General features: G+C 62.3%; 24 protein-coding genes. 14 read left to right on the top strand and 10 right to left on the bottom strand.

What is annotated here, in order from left to right:
* Positions 1-27 precede the first annotated feature (27 nt).
* The 3 genes from AC2YB9_RS15445 (at position 28) to AC2YB9_RS15455 (ending at position 3,386) form a co-directional block, all read left to right on the top strand.
* Positions 28-987, top strand: coding sequence for a Zn-ribbon domain-containing OB-fold protein (locus tag AC2YB9_RS15445; protein ID WP_487266247.1), 960 nt, complete (start codon positions 28-30; stop codon positions 985-987).
* A 165-nt stretch (positions 988-1,152) separates the two neighbouring features.
* Positions 1,153-2,202, top strand: a complete 1,050-nt coding sequence (locus AC2YB9_RS15450) for a thiolase domain-containing protein (protein ID WP_487266248.1) — start codon at positions 1,153-1,155, stop codon at positions 2,200-2,202.
* On the top strand, positions 2,202-3,386 hold the full coding sequence (locus tag AC2YB9_RS15455) for a thiolase domain-containing protein (protein ID WP_487266249.1): 1,185 nt from the start codon (positions 2,202-2,204) through the stop codon (positions 3,384-3,386). Before AC2YB9_RS15450 ends, AC2YB9_RS15455 begins: the two co-directional genes overlap by 1 nt.
* A gap of 64 nt (positions 3,387-3,450) precedes the next feature.
* Here the strand turns inward: AC2YB9_RS15455 and AC2YB9_RS15460 are convergent, their stop codons facing one another.
* Complete coding sequence (locus tag AC2YB9_RS15460; protein WP_487266250.1) at positions 3,451-4,686, bottom strand: cytochrome P450; 1,236 nt, start codon at positions 4,684-4,686, stop codon at positions 3,451-3,453.
* 119 nt (positions 4,687-4,805) lie between these two features.
* On the opposite strand from AC2YB9_RS15460, the gene AC2YB9_RS15465 reads away from it, so the two are divergent.
* The 4 genes from AC2YB9_RS15465 (at position 4,806) to map (ending at position 10,026) form a co-directional block, all read left to right on the top strand.
* Positions 4,806-5,969, top strand: coding sequence for a steroid 3-ketoacyl-CoA thiolase (locus AC2YB9_RS15465; RefSeq protein ID WP_487266251.1), 1,164 nt, complete (start codon positions 4,806-4,808; stop codon positions 5,967-5,969).
* 13 nt (positions 5,970-5,982) lie between these two features.
* A complete protein-coding gene (locus AC2YB9_RS15470; protein WP_487266252.1) occupies positions 5,983-7,602 on the top strand; it encodes a GMC family oxidoreductase in 1,620 nt (539 codons plus the stop codon).
* Positions 7,599-9,164: a succinic semialdehyde dehydrogenase gene (locus AC2YB9_RS15475; protein WP_487266253.1), complete on the top strand. Its 1,566-nt coding sequence runs from the start codon at positions 7,599-7,601 to the stop codon at positions 9,162-9,164. Before AC2YB9_RS15470 ends, AC2YB9_RS15475 begins: the two co-directional genes overlap by 4 nt.
* A gap of 82 nt (positions 9,165-9,246) precedes the next feature.
* A complete protein-coding gene (gene map / locus AC2YB9_RS15480; RefSeq protein ID WP_487266254.1) occupies positions 9,247-10,026 on the top strand; it encodes a type I methionyl aminopeptidase in 780 nt (259 codons plus the stop codon).
* Positions 10,027-10,043: 17 nt separating this feature from the next.
* On the opposite strand, the gene AC2YB9_RS15485 is transcribed toward map, so the two are convergent.
* From AC2YB9_RS15485 to AC2YB9_RS15505, 5 genes are all read right to left on the bottom strand, one after another.
* On the bottom strand, positions 10,044-11,057 hold the full coding sequence (locus AC2YB9_RS15485; RefSeq protein WP_487266255.1) for an alcohol dehydrogenase catalytic domain-containing protein: 1,014 nt from the start codon (positions 11,055-11,057) through the stop codon (positions 10,044-10,046).
* The gene (locus tag AC2YB9_RS15490) at positions 11,054-11,518 is read right to left on the bottom strand and encodes an SRPBCC domain-containing protein (protein ID WP_487266256.1); all 465 of its coding nucleotides are present in this window, start codon (positions 11,516-11,518) and stop codon (positions 11,054-11,056) included. Before AC2YB9_RS15490 ends, AC2YB9_RS15485 begins: the two co-directional genes overlap by 4 nt.
* Before the next feature lie 75 nt (positions 11,519-11,593).
* On the bottom strand, positions 11,594-12,370 hold the full coding sequence (locus AC2YB9_RS15495) for an SDR family oxidoreductase (RefSeq protein ID WP_487266257.1): 777 nt from the start codon (positions 12,368-12,370) through the stop codon (positions 11,594-11,596).
* A complete protein-coding gene (locus tag AC2YB9_RS15500; protein ID WP_487266258.1) occupies positions 12,367-13,530 on the bottom strand; it encodes a sulfotransferase family protein in 1,164 nt (387 codons plus the stop codon). The genes AC2YB9_RS15495 and AC2YB9_RS15500 overlap by 4 nt, the downstream gene beginning before the upstream one ends.
* A complete protein-coding gene (locus AC2YB9_RS15505) occupies positions 13,527-14,645 on the bottom strand; it encodes a DUF1214 domain-containing protein (RefSeq protein ID WP_487266259.1) in 1,119 nt (372 codons plus the stop codon). The genes AC2YB9_RS15500 and AC2YB9_RS15505 overlap by 4 nt, the downstream gene beginning before the upstream one ends.
* A gap of 82 nt (positions 14,646-14,727) precedes the next feature.
* Between AC2YB9_RS15505 and AC2YB9_RS15510 the strand changes: the two genes are divergently transcribed.
* The gene (locus tag AC2YB9_RS15510; RefSeq protein WP_487266260.1) at positions 14,728-15,513 is read left to right on the top strand and encodes an SDR family NAD(P)-dependent oxidoreductase; all 786 of its coding nucleotides are present in this window, start codon (positions 14,728-14,730) and stop codon (positions 15,511-15,513) included.
* A gap of 4 nt (positions 15,514-15,517) precedes the next feature.
* Here the strand turns inward: AC2YB9_RS15510 and AC2YB9_RS15515 are convergent, their stop codons facing one another.
* Entirely contained in the window at positions 15,518-16,528 is a 1,011-nt protein-coding gene (locus AC2YB9_RS15515; RefSeq protein WP_487266261.1) for a class I SAM-dependent methyltransferase, read from the bottom strand.
* 127 nt (positions 16,529-16,655) lie between these two features.
* On the opposite strand from AC2YB9_RS15515, the gene AC2YB9_RS15520 reads away from it, so the two are divergent.
* Positions 16,656-17,255 carry a TetR/AcrR family transcriptional regulator gene (locus AC2YB9_RS15520; RefSeq protein WP_487266262.1) on the top strand — a complete coding sequence of 200 codons (600 nt, stop codon included), beginning with the start codon at positions 16,656-16,658 and terminating at the stop codon, positions 17,253-17,255.
* Positions 17,256-17,259: 4 nt separating this feature from the next.
* Here AC2YB9_RS15520 and AC2YB9_RS15525 read toward each other — a convergent pair whose 3' ends face one another.
* On the bottom strand, positions 17,260-18,138 hold the full coding sequence (locus AC2YB9_RS15525) for an SDR family oxidoreductase (protein ID WP_487266263.1): 879 nt from the start codon (positions 18,136-18,138) through the stop codon (positions 17,260-17,262).
* Positions 18,135-18,902, bottom strand: coding sequence for an SDR family oxidoreductase (locus AC2YB9_RS15530; protein ID WP_487266264.1), 768 nt, complete (start codon positions 18,900-18,902; stop codon positions 18,135-18,137). Before AC2YB9_RS15530 ends, AC2YB9_RS15525 begins: the two co-directional genes overlap by 4 nt.
* Positions 18,903-18,969: 67 nt before the next feature.
* Between AC2YB9_RS15530 and AC2YB9_RS15535 the strand changes: the two genes are divergently transcribed.
* From AC2YB9_RS15535 to AC2YB9_RS15555, 5 genes are read left to right on the top strand one after another with little or no spacing between them, the layout of a single operon-like run.
* Positions 18,970-19,788 carry an enoyl-CoA hydratase family protein gene (locus tag AC2YB9_RS15535; protein ID WP_487266265.1) on the top strand — a complete coding sequence of 273 codons (819 nt, stop codon included), beginning with the start codon at positions 18,970-18,972 and terminating at the stop codon, positions 19,786-19,788.
* Positions 19,785-20,660: a CoA transferase subunit A gene (locus AC2YB9_RS15540; RefSeq protein ID WP_487266266.1), complete on the top strand. Its 876-nt coding sequence runs from the start codon at positions 19,785-19,787 to the stop codon at positions 20,658-20,660. Before AC2YB9_RS15535 ends, AC2YB9_RS15540 begins: the two co-directional genes overlap by 4 nt.
* The gene (locus tag AC2YB9_RS15545) at positions 20,657-21,433 is read left to right on the top strand and encodes a CoA-transferase subunit beta (protein ID WP_487266267.1); all 777 of its coding nucleotides are present in this window, start codon (positions 20,657-20,659) and stop codon (positions 21,431-21,433) included. The genes AC2YB9_RS15540 and AC2YB9_RS15545 overlap by 4 nt, the downstream gene beginning before the upstream one ends.
* Positions 21,430-22,497 carry an NAD(P)H-dependent flavin oxidoreductase gene (locus AC2YB9_RS15550; protein ID WP_487266268.1) on the top strand — a complete coding sequence of 356 codons (1,068 nt, stop codon included), beginning with the start codon at positions 21,430-21,432 and terminating at the stop codon, positions 22,495-22,497. Before AC2YB9_RS15545 ends, AC2YB9_RS15550 begins: the two co-directional genes overlap by 4 nt.
* 33 nt (positions 22,498-22,530) lie before the next feature.
* Entirely contained in the window at positions 22,531-23,634 is a 1,104-nt protein-coding gene (locus AC2YB9_RS15555; RefSeq protein WP_487266269.1) for an HNH endonuclease, read from the top strand.
* 125 nt (positions 23,635-23,759) lie between these two features.
* Here AC2YB9_RS15555 and AC2YB9_RS15560 read toward each other — a convergent pair whose 3' ends face one another.
* Positions 23,760-24,164: a DUF3021 domain-containing protein gene (locus AC2YB9_RS15560; protein WP_487266270.1), complete on the bottom strand. Its 405-nt coding sequence runs from the start codon at positions 24,162-24,164 to the stop codon at positions 23,760-23,762.
* Between the last annotated feature and the right edge of the window lie 136 nt (positions 24,165-24,300).

Raw genomic sequence — 24,300 nt, forward strand, 5'->3', positions numbered from 1 at the left:
TAACTAGAACGTGTTTCACTTTGAGGCGTGACCGAACTTGGAACCCTGCATGCTCCTTTGAACGTCGAGTTTGACTACACCCGGTCGCTCGGTGCCACCTTGTCGCAGTTCATGACGGGCCTCAGACACCGTCAGATTCTCGGCGGAGTGCTGTCGGATGAGACCGTGTCCGTGCCGCCGCCGGAGTATGACCCACACACGCTCGACCCGATCACCGAACTGGTGCCCGTCAGCGACGTCGGGGTCGTGCAGACGTGGACTTGGGTGCCCGAACCCGTTCCCGGCCAGCCCATGGATCGACCTTTTGCCTTCGCGCTGATTGTGCTTGACGGCGCCGACGTGCCGCTGCTCCACGCAGTCGCCGTCGATGGTCCCGAGCAGATCAAGACCGGCCTTCGTGTACGCGCCCACTGGGCCGAGGCGCCCATTGGTGCGATCACCGACATTTGCTGGTTCGAGCCGTTTGACGGTGAGCCATCGTCGAAACCCGAACCTGATGGCGGCGAGCAGGTGACCAGCATCATTTCTCCGGTCAATCTCGCGTACGACTACGCCGCGTCGACAGAAGAATCGGCTTTTTTCCGCGGTCTGGCTGAGGGGCGAATCCTTGGTCAACGGTGTCCCACGTGCCACAAGGTCTATGTGCCTCCGCGCGGCGCCTGCCCGGTCGACGGAGTTCCGACAACTGATGTTGTTGAGGTGCCAGACACCGGCATGGTCACGACCTTCTGCATCGTGAACTTTCCATTCGTGGGCCAAAAGATCGAGGCACCATACGTCTCCGCGTACATCTTGCTCGATGGCGCTGACATCGCCTTCCTCCACTTGATCCTGGGCGTCGACTCCAGCGAGGTGCGGATGGGCATGCGAGTCAAGGCCGTATGGAAACCCCGCGACGAGTGGGGCACGAGCATCGAAAACATCAGTCACTTCGAGCCGTCTGGAGAGCCGGACGCCGACTACGAGACCTACAAGGTGCACCTGTGACGACCATGAGCGAGCGTCAGCGAACGAACAATGTGACCCACATGCCGTCGCCTCCGTACCGTGCCCTTTTCACGGAGCTGGCGGCATGAGCGAGCGTCAGCGAACGAACAATGTGACCCACATGCCGTCGCCTCCGTACCGTGCCCTTTTCACGGAGGTGGCGGCATGAGAGACGTCGCCATTGTCGGATTCGCCCAACGCCAGATGAAGGAGTTCGACGGCTCTCCGACCTGCGTCGAACTCCTCGTCCCGATCTTCGCTGAGCTCTTCGAACAAACCGGCTGGACCAAATCCGATATCGGATTCTGGTGCTCCGGATCGAGCGACTACCTCGCCGGGCGATCGTTCTCCTTCGTCTCGGCCGTGGACGCAATCGGTGCATTGCCGCCGGTGATGGAATCACACGTTGAGATGGACGCCGCCTGGGCGCTCTACGAAGCCTGGGTCAAAATCCAGACCGGTGAGGTCGACTCGGCACTCGTCTACGGGTTCGGCAAGTCCTCGGCCAGCACCCTCCGGCGCACGATGACACTTCAACTCGATCCTTACACTTCGACCCCGTTGTGGCCGGACGCCGTATCCATCGCCGGCTTGCAGGCTCGACTTGGCCTCGACCGTGGCACGTGGGACGAGGAAGCCATCGCGGCTGTAACGGCCCGCTCGATGACCGACGCGGTCGGCAACGAGTGGTCGATCCGCAAGGGTGAGAAATCGGTCGATGACGTGCTCGCCCAACCGATATACGCCGATCCTCTCCGCCGCTGGGATTGCGCACCAGTCTCCGACGGCGCCGCCGCCATGGTCATCGCGGCAACTGGGAAGGCCGAGTCCGCCGCCGGAGGCGCGGCTTGGATCACCGGGTTCGATCACCGCATCGACCCGATTGCGATCAACGCCCGCGATCTGACCAGCGCGCCAAGCGCTCGGCTTGCCGGCGAGGCAGCCGGTTCAGCGAGCGTCGACACGGCTGAACTACATGCTCCGTTCGCGCATCAGGAGCTCATACTCCGCCGCGAGCTTGGGCTCAACGACGATGTCACGATCAACCCATCGGGCGGGGCGTTGACCGCCAACCCGCTGTTCGCTGGTGGGCTCGTGCGGATCGGCGAAGCTGCCAAGCGCGTCTGGTCCGGTGAGTCGCAGCGCGCGCTCGGTCACGCCACGTCCGGACCGGCCCTGCAACAGAACCTCGTCTGCACGATGGAGGCCCGCTGATGTCGAACGCCACCCACCACAAGATCCGCGCCGCTGTCGTCGGATTCGGCCAAACCCACCACCGAGCCAAGCGCGAGGATGTCTCGATCGCCGGGCTGCTGCGCGAGGCGGTCGACCGCGCGCTGGCCGACGCGCACCTGACTTTTGCCGACATCGACGCGGTCGTGATCGGCAAGGCTCCCGATCTGTTTGAGGGCGTCATGATGCCAGAGTTATATCTGGCCGAGGCGATTGGAGCGGTCGGCAAGCCCCTGCTGCGAGTCCACACGGCCGGCTCCGTCGGCGGCTCGACCGCTATTGTTGCCACCTCCTTGATCGAGGCCGGGATCCACGAGCGCGTGCTGACAGTGGCCTTCGAGAAGCAATCCGAGTCCAACGCGATGTGGGCCCTGTCGCTGGCAGTGCCTTTCATCATGCCGGTGCACGCGGGGGCCGGAGGCTATTTCGCTCCGCACGTGCGTTCCTACATCCGACGCTCCGGAGCCCCGAACTACATCGGCGCCATCGTCGCAGCCAAAGACCGGCAGAATGCCTTGAAGAACCCGTATGCGCATCTCCACAACGCCGACACGACGGTCGAATCGGTGCTCGCATCCCAGATGCTCTGGGACCCGATTCGCTATGACGAGACCTGCCCATCATCGGATGGCGCCTGCGCGATGGTGATCGCCTCCGAAACTGCCGTCGACCACTCCGACATCAAGAATCCAGCCTGGATCCACGGCACCCAGATGCGCAGCGAGCCCACGACCGCCGCCGAACGCGATCAGGTCAATCCCCAGGCTGGCCGCGAGGCCGCCGCCGCGCTCTGGGCGCAGACCGGGATCACGTCGCCGATCGATGAGATCGACTGTGCCGAGATCTATGTGCCGTTCTCATGGTTCGAGCCGATGTGGTTGGAGAACCTCGGATTCGCCGAACCGGGTGACGGCTGGAAACTGACCGAGGCGGGCGAGACCCGAATCGAGGGACGCATCCCGGTCAACATGAGCGGTGGTGTCCTCTCCTCGAATCCGATCGGCGCCAGCGGCATGCTGCGCTTCGGCGAAGCCGCACTCCAGGTGATGGGTGAGGCCGGCGAACACCAGGTGGACGGTGCCCGCAAGGCGCTTGGACACGCATACGGTGGCGGTTCACAGTTCTTCGCGATGTGGGTTGTCGGCGCCGACAAACCGACGCACTGAAGCGAAATGGCCGGCCACCCTTGCGGGTGGCCGGCCATTTCGTAACCAAGAGCCGAGCGAGGCGCTACGCGTACTTGACCGGCATCGCTTTGATTCCGTTGATCCAGCCGTGACGGAGACGATCTTCTTCGCCGAGCTGGCTGATGTCAGGAATCCGATCGGCGATCGCATTGAACATGACCTCAACCTCGAGCCGCGCCAAGTTAGCGCCGATGCAGTAGTGCGCGCCATGGCCGCCGAAGGAGAGGTGGGGATTCGGATCGCGGGTGATATCGAACGTCCCCGGATTAGTAAAGACATCTTCGTCGTAGTTGCCGCTGGCGTAGTAAATACCGACCCGTTCGCCCTTTTTAACCTGAACGTCACCGACCATCACGTCGTTGATCGCGGTGCGCTGGAAGACAGTTACAGGTGTCGCCCACCTAATCACCTCATCCACCATGGTCGACGGACGCTCGTTCTTCCACAGTTCCCACTGGTCAGGGTGATCGAAGAAGGCTTTCATACCGTGGGTGATCGCATTGCGGGTGGTTTCGTTACCTGCCACGGCAAGCATGATCACAAAGTAGCCGAATTCGTCCTCGGCGAGCTGCCCGTAACCGTCGACATCTGCGTTAATGAGTTTGGTGATGATGTCGTCCTGGGGATTCTTGCGCCGCTCTTCGGCTAGGCCCATCGCGTAGACGAGAATCTCCGCGGCAGCTTCGTCTGGATTGCCGTCGAAGTCGGGGTCGTCGTAGGACATCATCTTGTTGGACCAGTCAAAGAGCTTGCGGCGATCCTCCTGCGGAACGCCCATCAAATCGGCGATCGCTTGTAGCGGCAACTCGGCGGCCACGTCCTCGACAAAATTACCCGTGCCCTTGGCAATGGCGTCGTCGATGATGTTGTTAGCTCGTTTGATCAAGCCCTCGTGCTGGGCGCCAATTGAACGTGGAGTGAAACCGCGGCTGATGATTGAACGAAGCGCCGTCTGCTCCGGCGGATCCTGATTGATCAGCATCACCTTCTGCAGATCGACCTGATCCCGTGTCATATCCGGAGCGAACCGGATGATCGCGCCGTTCTCCTGGCTGGAGAAATCCTTGCTGTTTCGAGACACTGCGGCAACGTCAGCGTGCTTGGTCACGGCCCAGAATCCTGTCCCGTCAAAGCCGGCACGAGCGTCAGGCTCCTGCTCAACCCACCAGACGGGCGCTGTCTTCCGCAGTTCGGCGAACTGCTCCAGTGGCACACCCCGCTGGTTGAGATCGGGGTCGGTCGGGTCGAAACCGGCGGGAACAGCGGGCTGGGTGGTCACATGAACTCCTAGGTTTCTATAACACGTTCTAGTTTATCCTGCCACGTCTTCGGGAATTTCGGAAGGCTTATACATAAGCGAGGCTTGTGCTAAATAAGAACGTGTTCTAGTTTTAGTCCATGGGCATTCCTGTTATCGTCGACGCCGTCCGCACGCCTCAAGGCAAGAGGAACGGAGTGCTGTCCGGTATCCACCCAGCGGTGCTGCTCGGCATGATCCAAACCGAAGTGATCGCCCGTGCCGGGATCGATCCGGAACTGGTCGATCAGGTGATCGGCGGCTGCGTGACAGCAGCCGGTGAACAGTCAAACAACATGGTGCGCCGGGCGTGGATGCATGCCGGTCTCCCCAACGCGACCTCCTCGACCCAGATCGATGCGCAGTGCTCATCGGCTCAGCAGGCCACTCATCTCATCCATGCCATGATCAGCGCCGGCCAGATCAAGGCCGGCATTGCCTGTGGCGTCGAGTTGATGTCCAGAGTCCCGCTCGGCGCCAACGTCCCTCCCGGCACGGGCTCGCCCCGCCCCGATGACTGGACGATCGACCTGCCGAACCAGTTCGAGGGCGCCGACCGGATCGTGCGCGACCGCGGCTTCTCTCGCGCCGATGTCGATGCATTCGGCCTGTGGTCACAAGACAAGGCTCGTACCGCACGCGACGAGGGCCGTTTCAACCGTGAGACCTTCGCCATCAAAGCGCCGGTTCTTGATGCTGACGGCAAACCCACGGGTGACACCCAGCTCGTCGACTCCGATCAAGGCATCCGTGACACCTCGTTGGAGAAGCTCGCCAGCCTCAAAGCAGTGCTCCCCGGCGGCATCCATACCGCCGGCACTTCTTCTCAGATCTCCGACGGCGCGTCGGCGCTGTTGCTCATGGATTCTGACCTAGCTGCCGCATTAGGACTCAAACCGCGGGCCAGAATCATTGGTTCTTGCTTGGTCGGCGCCGATCCCCACTACCATCTCGATGGTCCGGTTCAGGCCACCGAAAAGGTTCTCAAAGACACCGGTATGTCAGTCGGTGACATCGATCTATTTGAGGTGAATGAGGCTTTTGCCGGTGTCGTGATGTCGTGCACGAAGGTACATGGCATCCCCGAGGAAAAAATCAATGTGAACGGCGGCGGCATCGCATTGGGGCACCCCGTGGGCTCAACCGGCACCCGTTTGCTGACCACGATGTTGCACGAGCTCGAACGGCGCGACGCCAGCACCGCGCTGATTGCAATGTGTGCTGGCGGCGCGCAAGCATCTGCCACCATCATCGAACGCATCTAAACGAAGGACCGTCATGACCAACAAGAGCATTCAGCACGGCGAAGCTGACTATGTCGTCGTCGGCGCCGGTAGCGCCGGAGCTGCGGTCGCGTCCCGTCTCGCCGAGTCCGGCGCATCGGTGATCCTGCTTGAGGCAGGTAAGAAGGACAGCTCAATCTTCGTCACCAAGCCAGGCATGATGGGCCCGATGCACGCGGTCCCGCAGATCAAAAAGATGTTCGATTGGGGTTACGCGACCACGCCGCAGACGCACATGCTCGACCGTAGAATCCCGCAGACCCGCGGCAAGGTCGTCGGCGGCTCCAGCTCGGTCAACGGTTTGCTCTGGGTACGCGGCAACCGCGCGAATTATGACGCCTGGGCCGCCGAGGGCAACTCGGGCTGGGACGCCGATTCGGTCAATAGCGTGTATCAGCGGATCGAAGACTTCGAGGGCGGCGGCGACGACTATCGCGGCGCTGGCGGTCCGATCAAGATAACCCGGCACACCCAACCGACCGAAGCATCCATGCAATTCCAGCAGGCCGCCGCGGACACGCTGGGTATCAAGATCCTCAAGGACTACAACGCTGCGGAACAGGAAGGTGTGAGCACCTTCCAACAAAGCGCATCCGACGGTAAGCGCTACTCGTCGTCGCGTGGCTACCTCACGAATGCTGACCGACCGACGCTCCAAGTCCAGTCCGAAGTTCACGTCGAGCGGATCGTGATCGAGAACGGTCGAGCGACTGGCGTGGAACTGACCGACAAACGTGGAAACCGGCGCACGGTGCGCGCGGCCAAAGAAGTCATTCTTTCGGCCGGTGTATTCGGCTCACCCCAACTGCTGATGTTGTCGGGCATCGGTCCCGCGGCGCATCTCGCCGAGCACGGAATCCAGGTCGCAGCCGACTTGCCGGTCGGCGACAACCTGCACGACCATCTGTTCGTACCGACCACCTGGTTGATGCCCAACGCCATACATCGGGGCATACCCACGTACTTTGCCCGTGGCTTGGCCAAGGAGCTCACCCGTGGACACTCATTCATGGAGAACTCGGTCTTTGAGACGGTGGCGTTCGCGCGCACGTCGCAGGCCACGGACACCCCTGATTTGCAGATCCATGTGCTGCCCTGGGCGTATCCGTCGCCTAACCAGGACGCGCCGATCCGACACAAGGTCGACCGGCGTCCCGCACTGACCGTTATGTCGACACTGATCTATCCCCGCAGTCGCGGAACGCTACGGCTCGCATCAAATGATCCGAATGCGGCGCCACTGATCGACATGAATTACCTCGCCGAGGAAGGCGACCGGCAGGTCCTACTTGAGGGCATCGAAATCATCCGGGAGATCATGCAGTCGGCGGCCTTCGGCGGCAACGTCACCGCCGAATTGCACCCCGGCGCGGCGGTCGACTCGACCGCGATGAAAGCGGACCTCCTCAATCGCGCCACCACCGTCTATCACGGTGTTGGGACGTGCCGGATGGGCACCGATGAGCGAGCCGTCGTGGGACCTGACCTCAAAGTGAAGGGCATCGACGGGCTTCGCGTCGCCGATGCCTCGATCATGCCCTCGATCATCGGCGGCAATACGAATGCCCCATCCATTATGATCGGCGAAAAATGTGCAGAGTTGGTGCTCGCATGAGCACCAATGCCACGCGGCCAACAGCGCTCAACACCAGCTTCCTCGAGGGGCTAGTCCGCCGTGTTCCCGGCGGGACTGGCAACACTTGGAAACTTACCGAGGTCTATACCGGCGATCTACTGGTCGAACTGCCACAGTCCTCCGAAGCCGACATCGCCAAGGCGTTCGACGACGCCCGCGCTGCGCAACAGGTGTGGGGCTCCTGGTCGCTCAAGAAGCGCCTCAAAGTCCTTAAGAAGTTCCACGCCCTCGTCCTCGAGAACCAGTTTCTGATCACCGATGTCATTCAAGCCGAGAGCGGCAAGAACCGGCGGATGGCGTTCGAGGAATCCTGCGACGTGCCGATGGGCACGAGTCACTACATCAAGCGCGCACCGTCCGTGCTCAAGGAACGTCGCCACGCCGGACCGATACCGGTGCTCTCGCATTCGACCGAGGTGCGCCGCCCCAAGGGCGTTGTCGCCATCATCGCCCCGTGGAATTTCCCCTTCGCGACCGGCGTCTCAGACACCATCCCGGCACTGATCGCCGGCAATGGTGTTGTCCTCAAACCCGATAACAAAACTGCCTTGTCCCCGCTGTATGGGGTACAACTCTTGGAGCAAGCGGGGATGCCGCGGGGTTTGGTGCAGGTCGTATGCGGCGAAGGCCCTGACGTCGGCGGCCCGATGCTCGCCAACGCCGACTACGTCATGTTCACCGGCTCGACAGCCACCGGACGGATCATCGGCGAACTCGCCGGCAAGAACCTCATCGACTGCTGCCTGGAACTCGGCGGGAAAAACCCCATGCTCGTCCTCGCAGACGCCAATGTGGACGAAGCTGTTCATGCCGCCCAGTTCGGCGCGTTCGGCAACTCCGGCCAGATCTGCATGCACATCGAGCGGATGTACATCCATGACTCGATCTACGACGAGTTCCGGGACAAGTTCGTCGCGGCGACGAAGGCCATGAAGATCGGCGCCTCATACGACTTCGGACCCGACGTCGGCTCGCTGGTCTCGGTCGACCACCGAGACCGTGTCGCCGCTCACGTCGACGACGCCCGGGCGAAGGGCGCCACCGTGCTGACCGGCGGTCAGTCGCGCGACGACCTGGGCCCGGCGTTCTACGAGCCCACAATCCTCGAGGGTGTCACCCCGGAGATGCTGGCCGGTTCGACCGAGACGTTCGGTCCGGTTGTGGGCCTCTACCGTTTCCATACCGAGGACGACGCCATCAAACTGGCAAATGACACCGAATATGGCCTCAACGCCAGCGTTTGGGGCGCAGATCTGAAACATGCGATTTCGGTGGCCCGGCGGATCGATTCGGGAAATGTGAATGTCAACGACATCCTCGCCACCGCGTACGCGTCCAAGGGCACACCATCCGGTGGGCTCAAGCAATCGGGCGTGGGTGCTCGCCACGGCGACCAAGGGTTGTTGAAGTACACCGACGCCCAGAACATCGCGGTGCTCAAGAAGCAGATCATGGAGCCGCAGGGCAATCAGACCTACGACGCCTACGCCAAGCAGACACAACTCTCGTTGAAGTTGATGCGCAAAACGCGGCTCCGCTGATCGGCTGCCAGCTGCGACAAGCCGAGGAAACCGGTGATCGCCGCTATCGTTGGGAGAACAGGTTTCCCACGAAAGGCGCCCTATGATCGAGATCCTGAGCCCCAGCAAAATTGCCCGCGCAAAAACGACGGGTGCTCTGGTCGCTGAGATCCTGCAGACGCTGAAGCGCCGCAGCACGATCGGGACCAACCTTCTGGACATCGACCGGTGGGCTAAGGCCATGATTCTCGAGGCTGGCGCTCTGTCCTGTTATGTCGACTACGCGCCATCCTTTGGGCGCGGTCCGTTCGGTCACTACATCTGCACGGGCGTCAACGATGCGGTGCTCCACGGACTGCCCTACGACTACGCGCTTGCCGACGGCGACCTGCTGTCGCTCGACCTCGCCGTCATCAAAGAAGGAGTCGCTGCGGACTCTGCCATCAGTTTCATCGTGGGCAACGCAAGGCCCGCGGCGAGCATCGCGATGATCAGCGCAACCGAACGCGCATTGAGCGCAGGCATAGCCGTTGCCCGACCTGGAGCGCGCATTGGTGACATCTCTCATGCCATCGGCTTAGTCCTCACTGCGGCGGGCTATCCGATCAATACCGACTTCGGCGGTCATGGCATCGGCTCGACGATGCACCAGGACCCGCACATCCCAAACAACGGACGGCCGGGCCGCGGCTACAAACTGCGCCCTGGTCTGCTGCTCGCACTGGAGCCATGGGTCATGGCGGACACCGCTGAACTCGTCACAGCTGACGACGGCTGGACGCTCCGAAGTGCGACCGGCTGCCGGACAGCGCACAGTGAGCATACGATCGCTATCACCGACGACGAAGCCGAGATTCTCACCCTGCCGAAGCAGGCAACCTAATCTCGGCTGGCTTTCGCCTAGGGGACCAGCACGACCCGCCCCTGCAGCCCGCCGTCGGCAACGAGCCGCTGCGCATGATCAGCGTCGGCGAGCGGCAGCCGGGCATGGATCGGGACGGTCAAGGGGCTTTGAGCATGATGGGCCAGCAGCGCCTCCATATCGGCGCGGGTTGCGCCCGATGAACCAATGACCTGCAGCCCGAACGTGATCACGTAGCCAATATTGAGATCGATGCGCTCGCCGGTGATGTTGCCAACCGCGACAATCCGTCCACCGACCACGAGCGAACGCAGGGCAGAGTTGAAGGTCGGAGCACCAACGCAGTCAATAGCCACATCGACCGGCCCACCAGGGAGGCGCTTGTGAAAGCTGCTCCCATCGTCAACCAGTACCGCCGCCGCGCCCATAGCGTGGGCAAGCTCAACCTGATCCTCGTGCCGAACCACGGCGATTGCGGTGGCCCCGAGGCCGCTGGCGATCTGGAGCGCCGCTGAGCCGACGCCGCCGTTGGCTCCCGTGACGAGCACGCGCGAACCGGTGCGAACACCGGCACGTGTCAGCCCACGCCACGCGGTGCCGAGCGTGCAGTGAAACACCGCGGCCAACGCCGCATCAATATCGGCTGGAATGGCGTAGAAGCAATGCTGTGGCGCTGCCAGCCAACGTGCGTAACCGCCATCGATCAACAGACCGAGCACTGCCGACGCGTTCGCACACAGAGATTCCTCGCCGGCCAAACATGCTTCGCAGCTGCCGCACGCGTCACGATGCATGGACGCGACTCGTTGGCCGACAGTCCATTCTGTGACGTCTGGGCCGACTGCGACTACTCGACCGACCGCTTCATGGCCCGGCGTGATCGGTACCTGAACGAAGCCAAACCGGCCCGCGCGGTCGATGCAGTCGCGGCCGCACACTCCACAAGCCTCGACCTCGATCACAATCTGGTCGTCGACTGCGACGGGTTGTTCACTGTCCGCTTCGATGACCAAATCGGTGGCCCAGCCGAGTTCTTTGAGTCGCGCCCTCATACGAACAACTGTTCGGCGCGGGCCTTCAAAGCGTGGGCAACTGAGTCGAAACCCGATTGCATCCAGTCACCGGTCATCTCGATGGCCAGTTCGGCGTACTCACCACTCAAGGTGTCGGTCGTGTAGTACGAACAGCGATCCGACCCGAGTTCGGTGATCCACTGGTCCCTAACTCCGAGGACGCCGGGAATCTGATCTCGATTGTCGTATTGCAGGTGCTGTGGGTGGTCGACGATCCGGATGAATTCACGCGTATGGAACAGCCCGCCCGATCCGTCGAAGGCCGGCAGCGTGAGGTCGATCGGCGCACCAACTTCCAACGTCGTCGTCGCCTCGATCGTGTACGGGTTCCATTCTCGGTAGCGCTCAAAATCGACCATCACGTCCCAGACGAAGGACGCTGGCGCTGCGATCTCCACCGTCACCGATGTCACTTGATGCGTGGTCTCGGCGGGCGTCATGCCGAAACCTCCGTGAAAACCAACAATACGGAGGTCACGGCATGACCAACCCATGATTCGTTCGCTGACGCTCACTCATGCGGGCATGTACTCCCCACCATTGACGTCGAGCACCGCACCCGTCACCTCAGAAGCGAGGCTCGACAACAGGTAGAGAATGGCGCCGGCACAGGCCTCGTCCGGTGGGATTCGATTCAGCGGGTTTCGCGATGCGATGTCGGCGTAAACCTCTTGTTCGGTGATACCCTTTTCTTCGGCCGTCATCGTCAGATAAAAACGTACGCCCGGGCCCTCCAGCCAACCCAGAATCGCTTGGTTGACCCGGATGCCTTGTTCGCCGAGCTCCAGCGCTAAGTATTGCGACGCGCAACCCATCGCTGCTTTCGCGACCGCATAACCGCCCTCACCGCGCATTGGTTTGCGCGTCGACATGGTGCCGACATTGACGATCGAGCCGCCGCCAACCATATGCGGGGTCACCGCGCGGGTCATCTCCAACGATCCAAACAGGATGACATCCATCGCCCGGCGAAGCTGCTTATCTGACGTCGCCAACAGATCGGTGAAACCGGGGTGCGAGTATGCCGTGTTGACCAGACCGGTGATCGTGCCGAACCGCTCCACCGCCGTCGCCGCGACCCGCTCGACATCCTCGGGCTTTCGGACATCGCACTGCACCGCGACAGCCTCGCCGCCAGCTTGCGTGATCGCTTGGACCAGTTGATCGGTCACATCCCTGGAGCGAGCCGCCAGCACGACCTTTGCGCCTTCGGTCGCCGCACGTGCCGCCAGTTTTGCGCCGAGGCCCGCCCCGACGCCCGAGATGATGACAACCTCATCGTTGAGAATCATTTGGCAATTCCGCCTTCTTCTAGGTGTGCCGCATAGAACGCGAAACTCTGCTCCAGCCCGGCCTCAGTCAAACCGAAATCCTCGGCTGAATAGGTGTGCGATCCGTGCCGTTGTGCTTGGTTGCGGGCCATATACGCCTCAAGGGCGTTTTGATCGGCCAACAGTCCCAGCGCAGTTAGTACCCGGGTTGCTTCACCGACTGGGTCCGCGACCTGATCTTGGAACCGCACGTCGACGAACCGGTCGGGCCGTTTGGATCGCGCAACGAAATACTGGCTCAGCGCCGTCACGAAACGATCGCGCCAATAGGGTCCAACAGCCGAAGGATCGACCTCGTCGCTGTATTGCGCGCTGATCGAGCAGACCATCGAGGCATACGACGGCACTGCCTTCGACGGCGACCGATGGGTCATCACGATCTTGCAGCCGGGGAAGGTGTCTAGAACAGTGTCGACCGCGGTGAGGTGGTGTGGTGACTTGAGCATCCAGGCCTGGCCACGCCGCGACGGGTCCTGCCACTGCAACACCTGCAGCCATTCGCGCAGCTCACGGTAGGCCGGTGCCTGGTCAAATTCGCGCAGCCAGAGACCATATGTCGGAACCCAGTAGAACGAGTCAAAGCTCATCGAAGTGAAAGTCCGATCGAGCAGTATGACGTCCTCTTCTGGGCCATCCCACTCAATCGTGTGGATGTCGCCGAAGTCCGGGCTCATCTCCTCGAAGAGTTTGGCCCGGTCGCGCGCCTTCTGTTTGCGCACCGCGGCGTCGGGCCCCTCGTCGGGGAACGGCAGCGGGTAGGAGGTCTCCCACGAGAGCGTCGAGGTCACCTGTGGCGATGACGCCAGTAGGCGGTGCAGCAGCGTGGATCCGGTGCGCGGCAGCCCGCAGATCTCGGCGGCAACCAGCACTTCCTCGTCAAGAATCTCCGGATGATCGGACTGCAACTGACGTAACCGCAGCCGGTCGGCGAGCAATGCCACGAGTCGTTGCCGGGTCAACATCAGTCCCAACTCCGACAACTTGGCCTCGTCAATGAGCGCGGCGACGAGGACGCGCAGCGGCTCGATGAACCACTCGTCGCCGTAGGTGGTAAGCCCCGTTTTGGCACGGGCCGCAGCCATCAGCCCGTCGACATCCAGGCTGTCTCCAGCGGTGGTCATAGTGCCTCCAGATCGATCACGCGACAGCTCGGTAGCGGGTGTTCAGCGGCGCCGAGCCAGCGCAGCAGTGCCGTCCCGGAGCGATGTCCACAGGTGTCGATCCAGTTTGCCGACGGCACAGCATCCGAGCCGGGATCTCGCTCAGCGACGATGATCGTAAGCCGGTCGCCGTCAACCCCGTCATGATTAAGCAGTGCGGTGTGCTTGTTGATCGTCATCTGTCGGTCGTGGTCGAGTGATTCCATCCACCAGTTGTCGAGCTGAAAATTCCAGTACGGGCAATCGGGCACCTTGGTCTCGATGACCAAGGCCTGACCGGGCTCAAGTGTCCAGTAGCCGTGCAGGTAGAAGATCTCCGGATCGCCGCCGGCCTTCTGGAACATGTCCTGCCCAAAATCAGGCAGCTCATTGGGCCGGGTCATAAATAACTCGGTCCAATTCGCGAAGGTGGCCGCGGTGCCGTGCATCGCTAGGGCAGCGCGCTGCAATCCCTTGACCAGCCGTGCCGGATCCAGATCGCCCCGTTCGATTGGTTCGCCGATCCGTTCGATTTGCCACTGACCCGGCTTCTCGGTCGTACGGTCTAGGTAGGTCTGCCGGACCACGAGGCCGGTGGAGTCCGGCGCGAGCGGCACCCAGTTTTTTGACTGCGGAGTTGCGCTGACGATGATCTCGACGCTGCCGTCAGACTCGACAATGAGATCACGATCGGAGAGTTCACCGGTGGAGGCCATTGTGCCGTCCACGGCATACCGATTGGCCTTGGAACCAATGCTGAAGTAAGCGATCGTGCCGCGGGTGCCGGTGATCCGATAACTACGGTCGCCACGGATATTCGCCGACAGATAAACATTGTCGGGATTGTCGGCGCCGATCTTGACTCGATCGAGTTCGTGCAGCCGTGGAAAGTCGGGATCGGCATTCTCAATCGTGGAATACAACATCTCCCGCAGCAGCCGGGTCAGATATCGATAACCCTCCGCGCGATCGAGCGGAGTGTCGGGCGCACTGTCGCGCAGGACGACCTCGCCGGCCTGCTCTAATGCGCGGCAGAACTCCGTCCACGCCTGCCCGGAGATTACCTCCGCCGATCCATCACCGCTGCGGTCTGACACTGGTACCTCCATGGGGAAATCTAGAACACGTTCTACCAGAGTCTCAGGCCGAGAACAACCACTCGGTAGAGTTCGGAGCCTCATGAGCCAAGACTTGTCGACAGACTTCGCCGCCACGACCGGCGCCGCCCTAGTGATCGGCGGCAGCGGTGGTCTGGGTTCGGCGATCGCGCTCATGCTCGCCGCTCGCGGCGCCCACGTCGCGGTGACGTTCTGCGGCAACGAAAATGCCGCACATTCCGTCGCCACGGTGGCAGCTGAATCCGGCGTACGTTCGTCTGCCCATCAGCTCGACGTGACCTCCGCCGACGACTGCGCATCGCTACTAGCGGAGCTGACCACGACATACGGCGGACTGCACACGCTGGTCTACGCAGCCGGGCCGCACGTCCCGATGGTGCATCTCTCGCAGGTCTCGCCGGCAGACTTTGCCGAGCAGCTCAAGCAGGATGCGGCCGGCTTCTTTAACCTCGTGCAGCCAGCATTGCCATTGCTGCGGTGTACCAAGGGTTCGATCGTCGCGGTGACGACGGCCGCCACCGCACGCTACCCCGTGCGCGATGGTCTGTCGTCGGGGCCGAAAGGGGCAGTGGAGGCACTCGTACGAGCTCTCGCCGCCGAGGAAGGCCGCTTCGGCGTACGGGTCAACGCCGTCGGCCCGGGGATGCTCACCGATGGAATGGCTGAGCGACTGATCACCTCAGGCGAGCTCAACGACGAGGCGCTCGCAATCACCCGCGCGAACATCCCATTGCGCCGGTTCGGCAAGGCGGCCGACATCGCCGAAGCAGTCTGCTTCTTGGCCTCCGCCCGGGCCGGCTTCATCACCGGCCAAAAGCTCGACGTCGACGGCGGCTACACCGTCTGACGACCTAGGGTTTCTCGGCGACGATCCGCCAATTGAGGTCGGCGATCTTCGCCTGCTCCGCTTGTGTCCATGCCTCTCCGCCCTTCTGCAGCAGTTCGAGCGATTCTTCGACCCACGCCGGTGCGACGTGGATGGCTTCGAGCGCCCGCACCAAGCGCCGGCCGCGGCGGATCAGACCGGCCTTCTGATCACACAGCGGCCACGCCTCACTCTTCGACGGCGCGGACAGCACGATCTGGAAGCCTGCGCGTTCGAGGGCGGCACAGACATTGGCCGGGTACATCGACTGGGTCGCAGCGAGCGTCGGCAGGAACAGCCGGTGCAATGCGGCGTGCTCCTCGTTATTCCAGTCGAAGTACGGCGTGAGCAGATATTCCGAGCAGGCATAGCGCGCGCCCGGTTTGAGGACCCGATACATCTCGGCCGCATGGAGATCCAGCTCCTCCTTCTTGAAGAACGGCCACACCGCTTGGATGGAAAAGCAACCGTCGAACGACTCGGATTCGTACTCAAGCGGATCGTGGTGATTGCCGACCTTAAAGTGCAGCCGGTCGCTCATATCGCAACGCGCTGCCCAGTCGATCCCATTTGTCACCTGGTCAGGATCGATGTTGTAGCCCGACACTTGTCCGCCGGTGAGTGTCGCGAGGTGATGGGCAATCCGTCCCCGGCCGCAGCCCATGTCGAGCAGGTGCGAGTTGCCCGGATCCGGCAAATTCAATTCGGCGAGCAACGCCTTTTCGGTAAGGATCTGATTGTCGTACAGGCCCTTGGATCCATCCAGCATCGGCGGAATGTAGAGCTTCTCCAGATCGAAAACCGAGAGCATGTTGTTGAGGACCTTGTAGTAGTCCGCGACTGCCTTCGTCTCATCGACAGTCTCGGTGGGCTCGCCAGCCTGCATCCGTTGGAAGAACCGATAGGCGTCGATGCACGCCTGCTTGTCCTCCGCCGACAACGTCGCCAGACGCTTGACGCCGGTGAAGGCAGTCTTGACCCGGTAGGTGTCCAACATCTGCTGGCCTCTCTTCGGTTCATCCGGAGTGTCCGGACAAGGGTTTGACGCCTCGAGACGTCATCGTTACATTCATACAGTATGTGGATGAATGTATGATCGGCTAGCTCGAGGGAGTGGCCGTACGATGGGCAATCATGGTTGGCAGGGCGACCCACCGCGTACCGAAGCGCTTGCCCGCGAACGCATCATCACCGCCGCGAACCAATGCATAGAACGCTCAGGCGTCGAAAAGACAACTCTCTCGGACGTGGCCGCGACTGCCGGAGTGACACGACAGACGGTCTACCGCTACTTCCCGAACCTTGGCGACCTGTTCAATGCGGTCGCCGAAACCGGTGCCGCCGCGTTTATCGAGCGGATGCGGACTCATCTAGAGCCCCAGAATGCACCGGCCGACGCGGTGATCGAGGCGATCATCTTCTGCACCGAAGAACTGCCGAACGAGCCGCGGATCGCGATCCTGCTCCAGGTTGACGACCGGGCACTCTTCGGTCGCGGGATCACCTCGGTGACCGGATTTGGCCTAGGCGCGCAGTTCCTGCGGAGCCTGCCCGTGGACTGGAAGTCCGGTGGCATTCTTGATGACGACTTGGACGGGTTGGCCGAACTGATGTTGCGTTTGATCGGGTCGTTCATGCAGAACCCGCCCGCGACACCTCGTTCCCCTGACGAGATGCGGGCTTTCCTTCGCCGCTGGTTCGGGGCAGCTTTAGCAGTCCGGTAAGTCGTCAGTTGGCTCCGTATACCGGCTCGGGGGCTGCGCCGTCGGCAATCAGCTCGCGCAGCGCCGTACCGACCTCGGCGGTCTCCCAGCGCTGCCCAATGTCACGCTTCGGGCCGTGCGCCCAGCCCTGCTCCACGCAGATCTGACCGCCGTCGATTTCGATCACGCGGCCGGTGATGTCGCTGGCTTCGACCGATGCCAGCCACGCGACGATCGGTGAGTTGTCCTCGGGCACCGCCATCGCGGATGTGTCGAAGGCACCCTCGGTCATCCGGGTCCGGGCCACCGGCGCGATCGCGTTGACTGTGACGCCATAGCGTCCCAACTCGGCGGCCGCGACCAGCGTCATACCAGCGATGCCCGCCTTGGCGGAGGAGTATGTCGTCTGACCGATCGAGCCCTGCAGGCCGGCGCCGGACGACGTGTTAATGACGCGAGCATCCCGCTGGCGACCTTCTTTAGACTCGGCACGCCAGTACGCGCCCGCATGGCGTAGCGGCGCAAAATGCCCCTTGAGGTGCACGCGAATAACTGCGTCCCACTCCTCCTCTGAGGTGTTGACCAGCATCCGGTCGCGGACGAAACCGGCATTGTTGACCAAGATGTCGAGCCCACCGAACGTGTCGATCGCCTGCTGGACCATAGCTTCGGCCTGCGCGAAGTCGGCGACGTCGGCACCGTTCGTGACCGCTTCACCGCCCAACGCCTTGATCTCTGCCACGACCGCGTCGGCAGGAGATTCCTCCTTCTCGCCGGCCAACGAGACGCCGAAGTCGTTGACCACTACCTTCGCGCCCTGCCTGGCCAGCTCGAGCGCGTGCGCCCTACCGATCCCGCGGCCTGCGCCCGTAACAATGGCGATCCGACCTTCAAGAATAGTCACTTTTGCTCCTTGGTGATGACGTGTAGAAATACCGGGGGCTCGCCGCCGCCGTGGCAGGCGAGGTTGGCGCCAGAAACATACGATGCAAGGTCTGAGGCCAGGAATGCGACGACGTTGCCGATCTCCCCCGGCTCGGCCATCCGCCCGAGCGGGATGGTGGACTCGATCGCGGCAACGGTGTCGTCGCCGCCGTAGTGATCCTCGGTTTGCTCGGTGCGGCACAGGCCGACATCGATGCTGTTGACCCGGACACGCGGGGCCCATTCGACGGCCAATGTCTTGGTCAGCGAGTCCACGCCAGCCTTTGCCGCACCGTATGACGCGGTACCGGGCGAGGGCCGCAGCGCAGACACTGACGAGATATTCACGATCGTGCCACCAGCGGTCTGTTGCTGCATAACCGCATTTGCTGCCTTGGACGCAGTCAGCACCGCAGTGAGGTTCAGGCCGAGAATCTTCTCATCGAGTCGCGAGCTCGAGTCGGCTGCCAGCGCATACGGCGCGCCACCGGCATTGTTGACCAGCAGATCGAGCCGGCTATGGTCGGCGACGATCCCGGCGATCAACGAATCAACAGCGTCAACTTCGCGGACGTCGCAGACGACGTACTCGGTGCCTGCCACCGGATCGTCGACGGCAGAACGTCCACAGGTCACCACGGTGGCACCCGCCTCGACCAACACGGCGGCAATGCCCCGGCCGATCCCGCGAGCGCCGCCGGTAACTAGCGCGACGCGTCCAGAGAGGTCCAGTGCCAAAGTCATACTGCTAGGCTACCAAGCAAATGTTAGGTTGGGGCACATTGGTAGACAGATTGGCAGGTAGGTAACAATGAGTGTCACTTCCGACCTCCGAGGCGATGGCATCCTCGTCGTCACGATGAATCACCCGCCAGTCAATGCACTCCCGGTGCAGAGCTGGTTCGACCTGGCCGATGTCCTGAACACCGTCGCGAGCAATCCCGCCGTCAAGGTGGTCGTGCTCCGTGCCGAGGGCAAGGGCTTCAACGCCGGCGTGGACATCAAGGAGATGCAGAATACGACGGGCTTCGATGCTCTGATCGGCGCGAACAAGGGCTGCTTCGCCGCCTTCAAGGCGGTCTATGAGTGCGCCGTTCCGGTAATCGCCGCCGTACACGGCTTCTGCCTCGGCGGTGGCGTGGGCCTCGTCGGCAACGCCGACATTGTCGTCGCCAGTGACGATGCCTACTTCGGGGTTCCCGAAGTCAATCAGGGCGCGCTCGGGGCCGCCACCCACCTCGCCCGACTCGTTCCTCAACACCTAATGCGCACGCTCTACTTCACCGCGCGGACCATCTCGGCAGCCGATCTGGTTCAGCACGGCTCGGTGTACGACGTCGTCCCGCGCGATCAGCTGGACGATCTGGCGCTGAGTTTGGCGGCCGAGATCGCGGCCAAAGACGGCAGGGTCATCCGTGCCGCCAAGGAAGCGCTCAACGGCATCGATCCGATCGACGTCAACCGAAGCTACCGCTTCGAGCAGGGCTTCACGATGGAGCTCAACTTGATGGGCGTGAGCGACGAACTTCGCGATGACTTCGCCGGGACGGCGAAAAGTGAACAGAGTGCCGGGACGGCGAAAAGTGAGCGCAGCTCAGGAACTGACAAAGCCCATGGAGGCAGCCGATGAGAGCACCGTCCAAGGAACTCACGATCGACGAGGTGGTCGCCCGCATCGAGAGCGGGATGACGATCGGTATCGGCGGTTGGGGATCGCGACGCAAGCCGATGGCGCTCGTTCGCGCGATCCTGCGTAGTGACCTCACCGACCTGGATATCGTCTCGTATGCGGGCGCAGACGTCGGCTTGCTGCTCGCTGCCGGGAAGGTTCGGCGAGTTACGTACGCTTTCGCCACGCTGGACTCGATCGCGTTGGAGCCACTGTTCTGCCGCGCTCGCCAAGACGGCACCGCGCAGTTCCGCGAGTGGGATGAAGGTATGGTTCAAACCGGTCTACGCGCGGCCGCCCAACGCATCTCATTCCTACCGATGCGCGGCGGACTCGGCTCCGCTGTGCTTGAGAACGACACCGATCTACGTACGGTCACCTCACCGTATGACGACGATGAGGAACTGGTCGCCGTACCAGCGCTCACGCTCGACGTGGCCTTGGTGCACATGAACCGAGCGGACAATCTGGGCAATGCGCAGTATCTCGGCCCCGATCCTTACTTCGACGACCTGTTCTGCATGGCCGCCCGCGAGGCATACGTGTCCACCGAGCAGATCATCGACACCGCCGGTCTGACCGTTGACGCACCGTTGCAGAGCTTGCTGCTCAATCGCACCATGGTTTCTGGTGTGGTCGAGACGCCGAACGGCGCCCATTTCACCAGTTGCGCCCCGAACTACGAGCGCGATGAGAAGTTCCAGAAGGCATACGCAGCCGCCGCGAAGTCAGCCGAAGACTGGCCTGAGTTTGCTGACCGATTCCTCGCCGGCGACGAAGCTGCCTATCAGGCCGCGGTGACCGCGTTCCATGAGGAGAATGAAAGCAAATGACCGACGTGACTCGCGCTGAATATTGCGCCGTGGCCATCGCGGACTGCTTCGCCGACGACGGCGAAATCATGGGCAGCCCGATGGGTTTGCTCCCCACGCTGGGCGCCAGGCTGGCCAAGAACACCTCGAACCCCCATCTGTTGCTGACCGATGGTGAGGCCCGGATCCTGCAGGGCACGCCGCCGCTGGGCCAGAGTGCTGATGTTGTCGAAGGCTGGATGCCGTTCCGCCTCGTGCTGGAAGCAGTCGTCCCGTATGGCAAGCGGCACGTCATGATGGGCGCTACTCAAGTCGACCGGCACGGCAACCAGAACATCTCCGCGATCGGTCCGTGGGACCGCCCAAAACGCCAGCTTCTTGGCGTGCGCGGTGCGCCGGGAAACACGGTCAACAACAGAACGTCTTATTGGGTGCCGAAGCACTCGCCTCGAGTCTTGGTGGAAGAGGTCGACATTGTTTCTGGTGTCGGTCGCACCCGGGCCGAAGCCGCCGGTCCGGCAGCCGCAAAATTCCACGATGTCCACCGTCTGGTCACCGACCTCGGAGTCTTCGATTTCGGCGGTCCAGGACATACTCTGCGATTCGTCTCGGTCCACCCTGGCGTGACCGTCGACGACGTTCGTGCCGCCAGCGGGTGTGAGATCCACGCCGACGGCGACGTGCCTGAGACTCGTGAACCGACCGCCGCCGAGCTGATCCTGATCCGCGAATTGCTGGACCCAAAAAGTCTCCGCGATCGCGAAGTGCCGGCCCAGAAAGAACAGACACAGTGATCGATCAACTGCTGTCGACGCCGCTCACCAAGCTCACGGGGGTCCGCCACCCGGTCGTACAGACCGGCATGGGCTGGGTGGCCGGTCCCAGCCTGGTCAGCGGCACCGCCAACGCCGGTGGGCTTGGCATCCTCGCATCCGCCACGATGACGCTTCAGGAGCTTGAGCAGGCAATCATTGAGGTCAAGGAACGCACCGACAAACCCTTTGGCGTCAACCTGCGCGCCGATGCTGCCGATGCTCCGGCCCGATGCGATCTACTGATCGAATACAGCGTGAAAGTGGCTTCCTTCGCGCTCGCGCCAAAACCGGAACTTATTGCCCGCCTCAAGGAACACGACATTGTCGTCATTCCCAGCGTCGGCCTGCCTAAACATGCGGTGAAAGTGGCCTCCTGGGGTGCCGACGCCGTGATGATCCAAGGCGGCGAAGGCGGCGGGCATACCGGCTCAGTCCCCACCACCCTGCTGCTGCCGACCGTGCTCGATGCGGTCGATATCCCGGTCATTGCGGCCGGCGGCTTCTTCGACGGTCGCGGCTTGGCCGCCGCACTTTCCTATGGCGCTGCCGGTGTCGGTATGGGCACGAGGTTCCTGTTAACCGCGGACAGCCGAGTTCCGGATGCGGTCAAACAACGCTATTTGGCGGCTGGCCTGAACGACACCGTGGTGACCAAGAAGGTCGACGGAATGCCGCACCGAATGTTACGCACCGACCTCGTCGAGCAGGTCGAGGGCAGCGCTGGCATACGACGCCTTATTCCTACCGCTCGGCGCACTCTTGAGTTCAAGAGGATGGCCGGAATGACGTGGAAGCAGCTCGCGATCGACGGCCGCTCCATGCGCAAGGAACAGGGACGGACGCTCGGCCAGCTGGCCTTGGCTGCAAACACACCAATGATGCTCAAAGCCGGACTGGTCGATGGTGACGCCACGGCGGGGGTGCTGGCCTCCGGTCAGGTGGTCGGCGTGATCGATGACTTGCCCAGTTGCGAGGTGCTGATCGACCGAATCGTCACTGACGCTGCGGGCGCACTGAAACGAGCTCACACCTACTTAGGCTAGATATCACGCCTTGTCCACGGGTTTGTTTTTCTCTTGTTTTGCGGGGGTTTTTCGACTAGACTCGAACACGTATTCGATAACGTTTCTGCCGTTGACCTCCTCTGGGAGATCCGCGCGCATGACTACACCTCGGACCCCGCCGACGAAGCTGGCGCTTCCCGGATTGAGGCGATCAAAACCCTCGACCGGCTGATCTGTTCGGCCCAAGCTGAACAACTTTCACACATCGGTGCACTACGACGCGAACGCCGCGAACTGATGCCCCTCGGTGGCGCCGACCCAGCACTATCGGTCATCGGGGAAGTCGCGATGGCCCGCAACATCTCCCCCAGCACAGCCGGCACCCAATTCGGACTCGCGATGGCACTGCCGAATCTTCCCCACGTGTCCGACCTCTTCCACGCAGGGATCATCAGTGAAGCCGTCGTACATGCGGTCGTACGCGAATCAGAATCACTCGCGCTGGACGACTTCATCATCCTCGATGGCGAGATCGCGCCCCGGCTTCCCGGACTGACACATGTGAAAGCCGCCCAACTCACCCGCTACGCAGTGATCAGTATCGACGCCGAAGCCGCCCGCACCAGGGCCGCCACCAACCGCGCCGACTGCCGCATCACCCTCTGCCCCGCCGTCGTCATGGACGCCGCCACCCTAATCGGGTTCGGCAACGACCCCGCAGACCTCACCGGCTACGGACCCATCAGCCCCGACATCGCCGACGAACTCATCGCCCAAGCCCACCACGCCTCCATCCGCCGACTGCTAACCGATCCCGTCGACGGCACACTGCTGGCCCGCGACCCCCGCCGACGCCGCTTCGACGCCCCACTCGCCGCCCACATCCGCAGCCGAGACCGCCGCTGCCGCCAACCCGGCAATGGAGCCACCGCAAAAAGGCGCGTAGCGGCGGTGGAGGACTGTAAGATTCGCGACCTGGATCATGTCCAGCCGCACGAACAAGGCGGACCCACAACCGAAAACAACGGCCAAGGCCTCTGCAAACGATCACACACCATCAAGCACCAACCCGGCTGGAAAGTCGAAGCCAACGGCAAAACCACCACCTGGACCACCCCAACCGGCCACCAATACCACTCAAACCCACCACCCTTACTCGGCCACCTCCGCCAATAGCCAGCGGTAGAAAAACACAAACAGCCTTGGCTACATGACCAAGCTGTGGATCTGACCTGTAAGACTTGATTACCTTGCTTGTTCGGGCAATGGACTGACACAACGAGCCGCAAATCTTGGCACGTCTATGCGCCACGATGCGTTTCGCGAGGGTCTCGTCTGGAACCGTTGAGCATCTTCCCGAAAACGAGATAGCCGATGCTCCAGATCACGATGCCGGTCACGATGAAGTAGCCCAAAATAACGAGTACATCCAAGGGTCCATCAGTCGCGAACCAACCACTGAGGAAAAGGCACGGCAGCACGACGACCGCCATGCAGCCAGTGTGCACAAGGCTCTGCTTCAGCACACTCCAAGACTCGATGTCGTAAATCACAGAGAAACCAGCCACTGCGGCGACGATCACGCCAACCAAGAAGGTGCTCCTTGCGCCCGAGCGTTGGTCAGTGAGTTGTTGGGCCAACGCCATCCCCCACATGATGGCCAGCGGAATGAAAGCCCTCAGCAGGCTGCCCCTGACCAATCTCAACGGTCTGACCGAAGCGGAATCGTCGTGAGGCTGTTATCCATCTTGCCAAGGCTACTGGAACGGGGATGAGGCCCACTTCTCACGAGACTTCGTCGTGGTGTCGATCCGCGGACACCTACCGACCGTGAACCAGACG

Source organism: Aeromicrobium changchenzhani (assembly GCF_057586615.1).

Excerpts from the sequence above, each read along its gene's own strand:
- map (WP_487266254.1), top strand. The coding sequence starts at position 9,247 with ATGATCGAGATCCTGAGCCCCAGCAAAATTGCCCGCGCAAAAACGACG.
- AC2YB9_RS15465 (WP_487266251.1), top strand. The coding sequence starts at position 4,806 with ATGGGCATTCCTGTTATCGTCGACGCCGTCCGCACGCCTCAAGGCAAG.
- AC2YB9_RS15510 (WP_487266260.1), top strand. The coding sequence starts at position 14,728 with ATGAGCCAAGACTTGTCGACAGACTTCGCCGCCACGACCGGCGCCGCC.
- AC2YB9_RS15500 (WP_487266258.1), bottom strand. The coding sequence starts at position 13,530 with ATGACCACCGCTGGAGACAGCCTGGATGTCGACGGGCTGATGGCTGCG.
- AC2YB9_RS15495 (WP_487266257.1), bottom strand. The coding sequence starts at position 12,370 with ATGATTCTCAACGATGAGGTTGTCATCATCTCGGGCGTCGGGGCGGGC.
- AC2YB9_RS15470 (WP_487266252.1), top strand. The coding sequence starts at position 5,983 with ATGACCAACAAGAGCATTCAGCACGGCGAAGCTGACTATGTCGTCGTC.
- AC2YB9_RS15490 (WP_487266256.1), bottom strand. The coding sequence starts at position 11,518 with ATGACGCCCGCCGAGACCACGCATCAAGTGACATCGGTGACGGTGGAG.
- AC2YB9_RS15540 (WP_487266266.1), top strand. The coding sequence starts at position 19,785 with ATGAGAGCACCGTCCAAGGAACTCACGATCGACGAGGTGGTCGCCCGC.
- AC2YB9_RS15520 (WP_487266262.1), top strand. The coding sequence starts at position 16,656 with ATGGGCAATCATGGTTGGCAGGGCGACCCACCGCGTACCGAAGCGCTT.
- AC2YB9_RS15455 (WP_487266249.1), top strand. The coding sequence starts at position 2,202 with ATGTCGAACGCCACCCACCACAAGATCCGCGCCGCTGTCGTCGGATTC.
- AC2YB9_RS15485 (WP_487266255.1), bottom strand. The coding sequence starts at position 11,057 with ATGAGGGCGCGACTCAAAGAACTCGGCTGGGCCACCGATTTGGTCATC.
- AC2YB9_RS15475 (WP_487266253.1), top strand. The coding sequence starts at position 7,599 with ATGAGCACCAATGCCACGCGGCCAACAGCGCTCAACACCAGCTTCCTC.
- AC2YB9_RS15545 (WP_487266267.1), top strand. The coding sequence starts at position 20,657 with ATGACCGACGTGACTCGCGCTGAATATTGCGCCGTGGCCATCGCGGAC.
- AC2YB9_RS15450 (WP_487266248.1), top strand. The coding sequence starts at position 1,153 with ATGAGAGACGTCGCCATTGTCGGATTCGCCCAACGCCAGATGAAGGAG.
- AC2YB9_RS15515 (WP_487266261.1), bottom strand. The coding sequence starts at position 16,528 with ATGTTGGACACCTACCGGGTCAAGACTGCCTTCACCGGCGTCAAGCGT.
- AC2YB9_RS15530 (WP_487266264.1), bottom strand. The coding sequence starts at position 18,902 with ATGACTTTGGCACTGGACCTCTCTGGACGCGTCGCGCTAGTTACCGGC.
- AC2YB9_RS15535 (WP_487266265.1), top strand. The coding sequence starts at position 18,970 with ATGAGTGTCACTTCCGACCTCCGAGGCGATGGCATCCTCGTCGTCACG.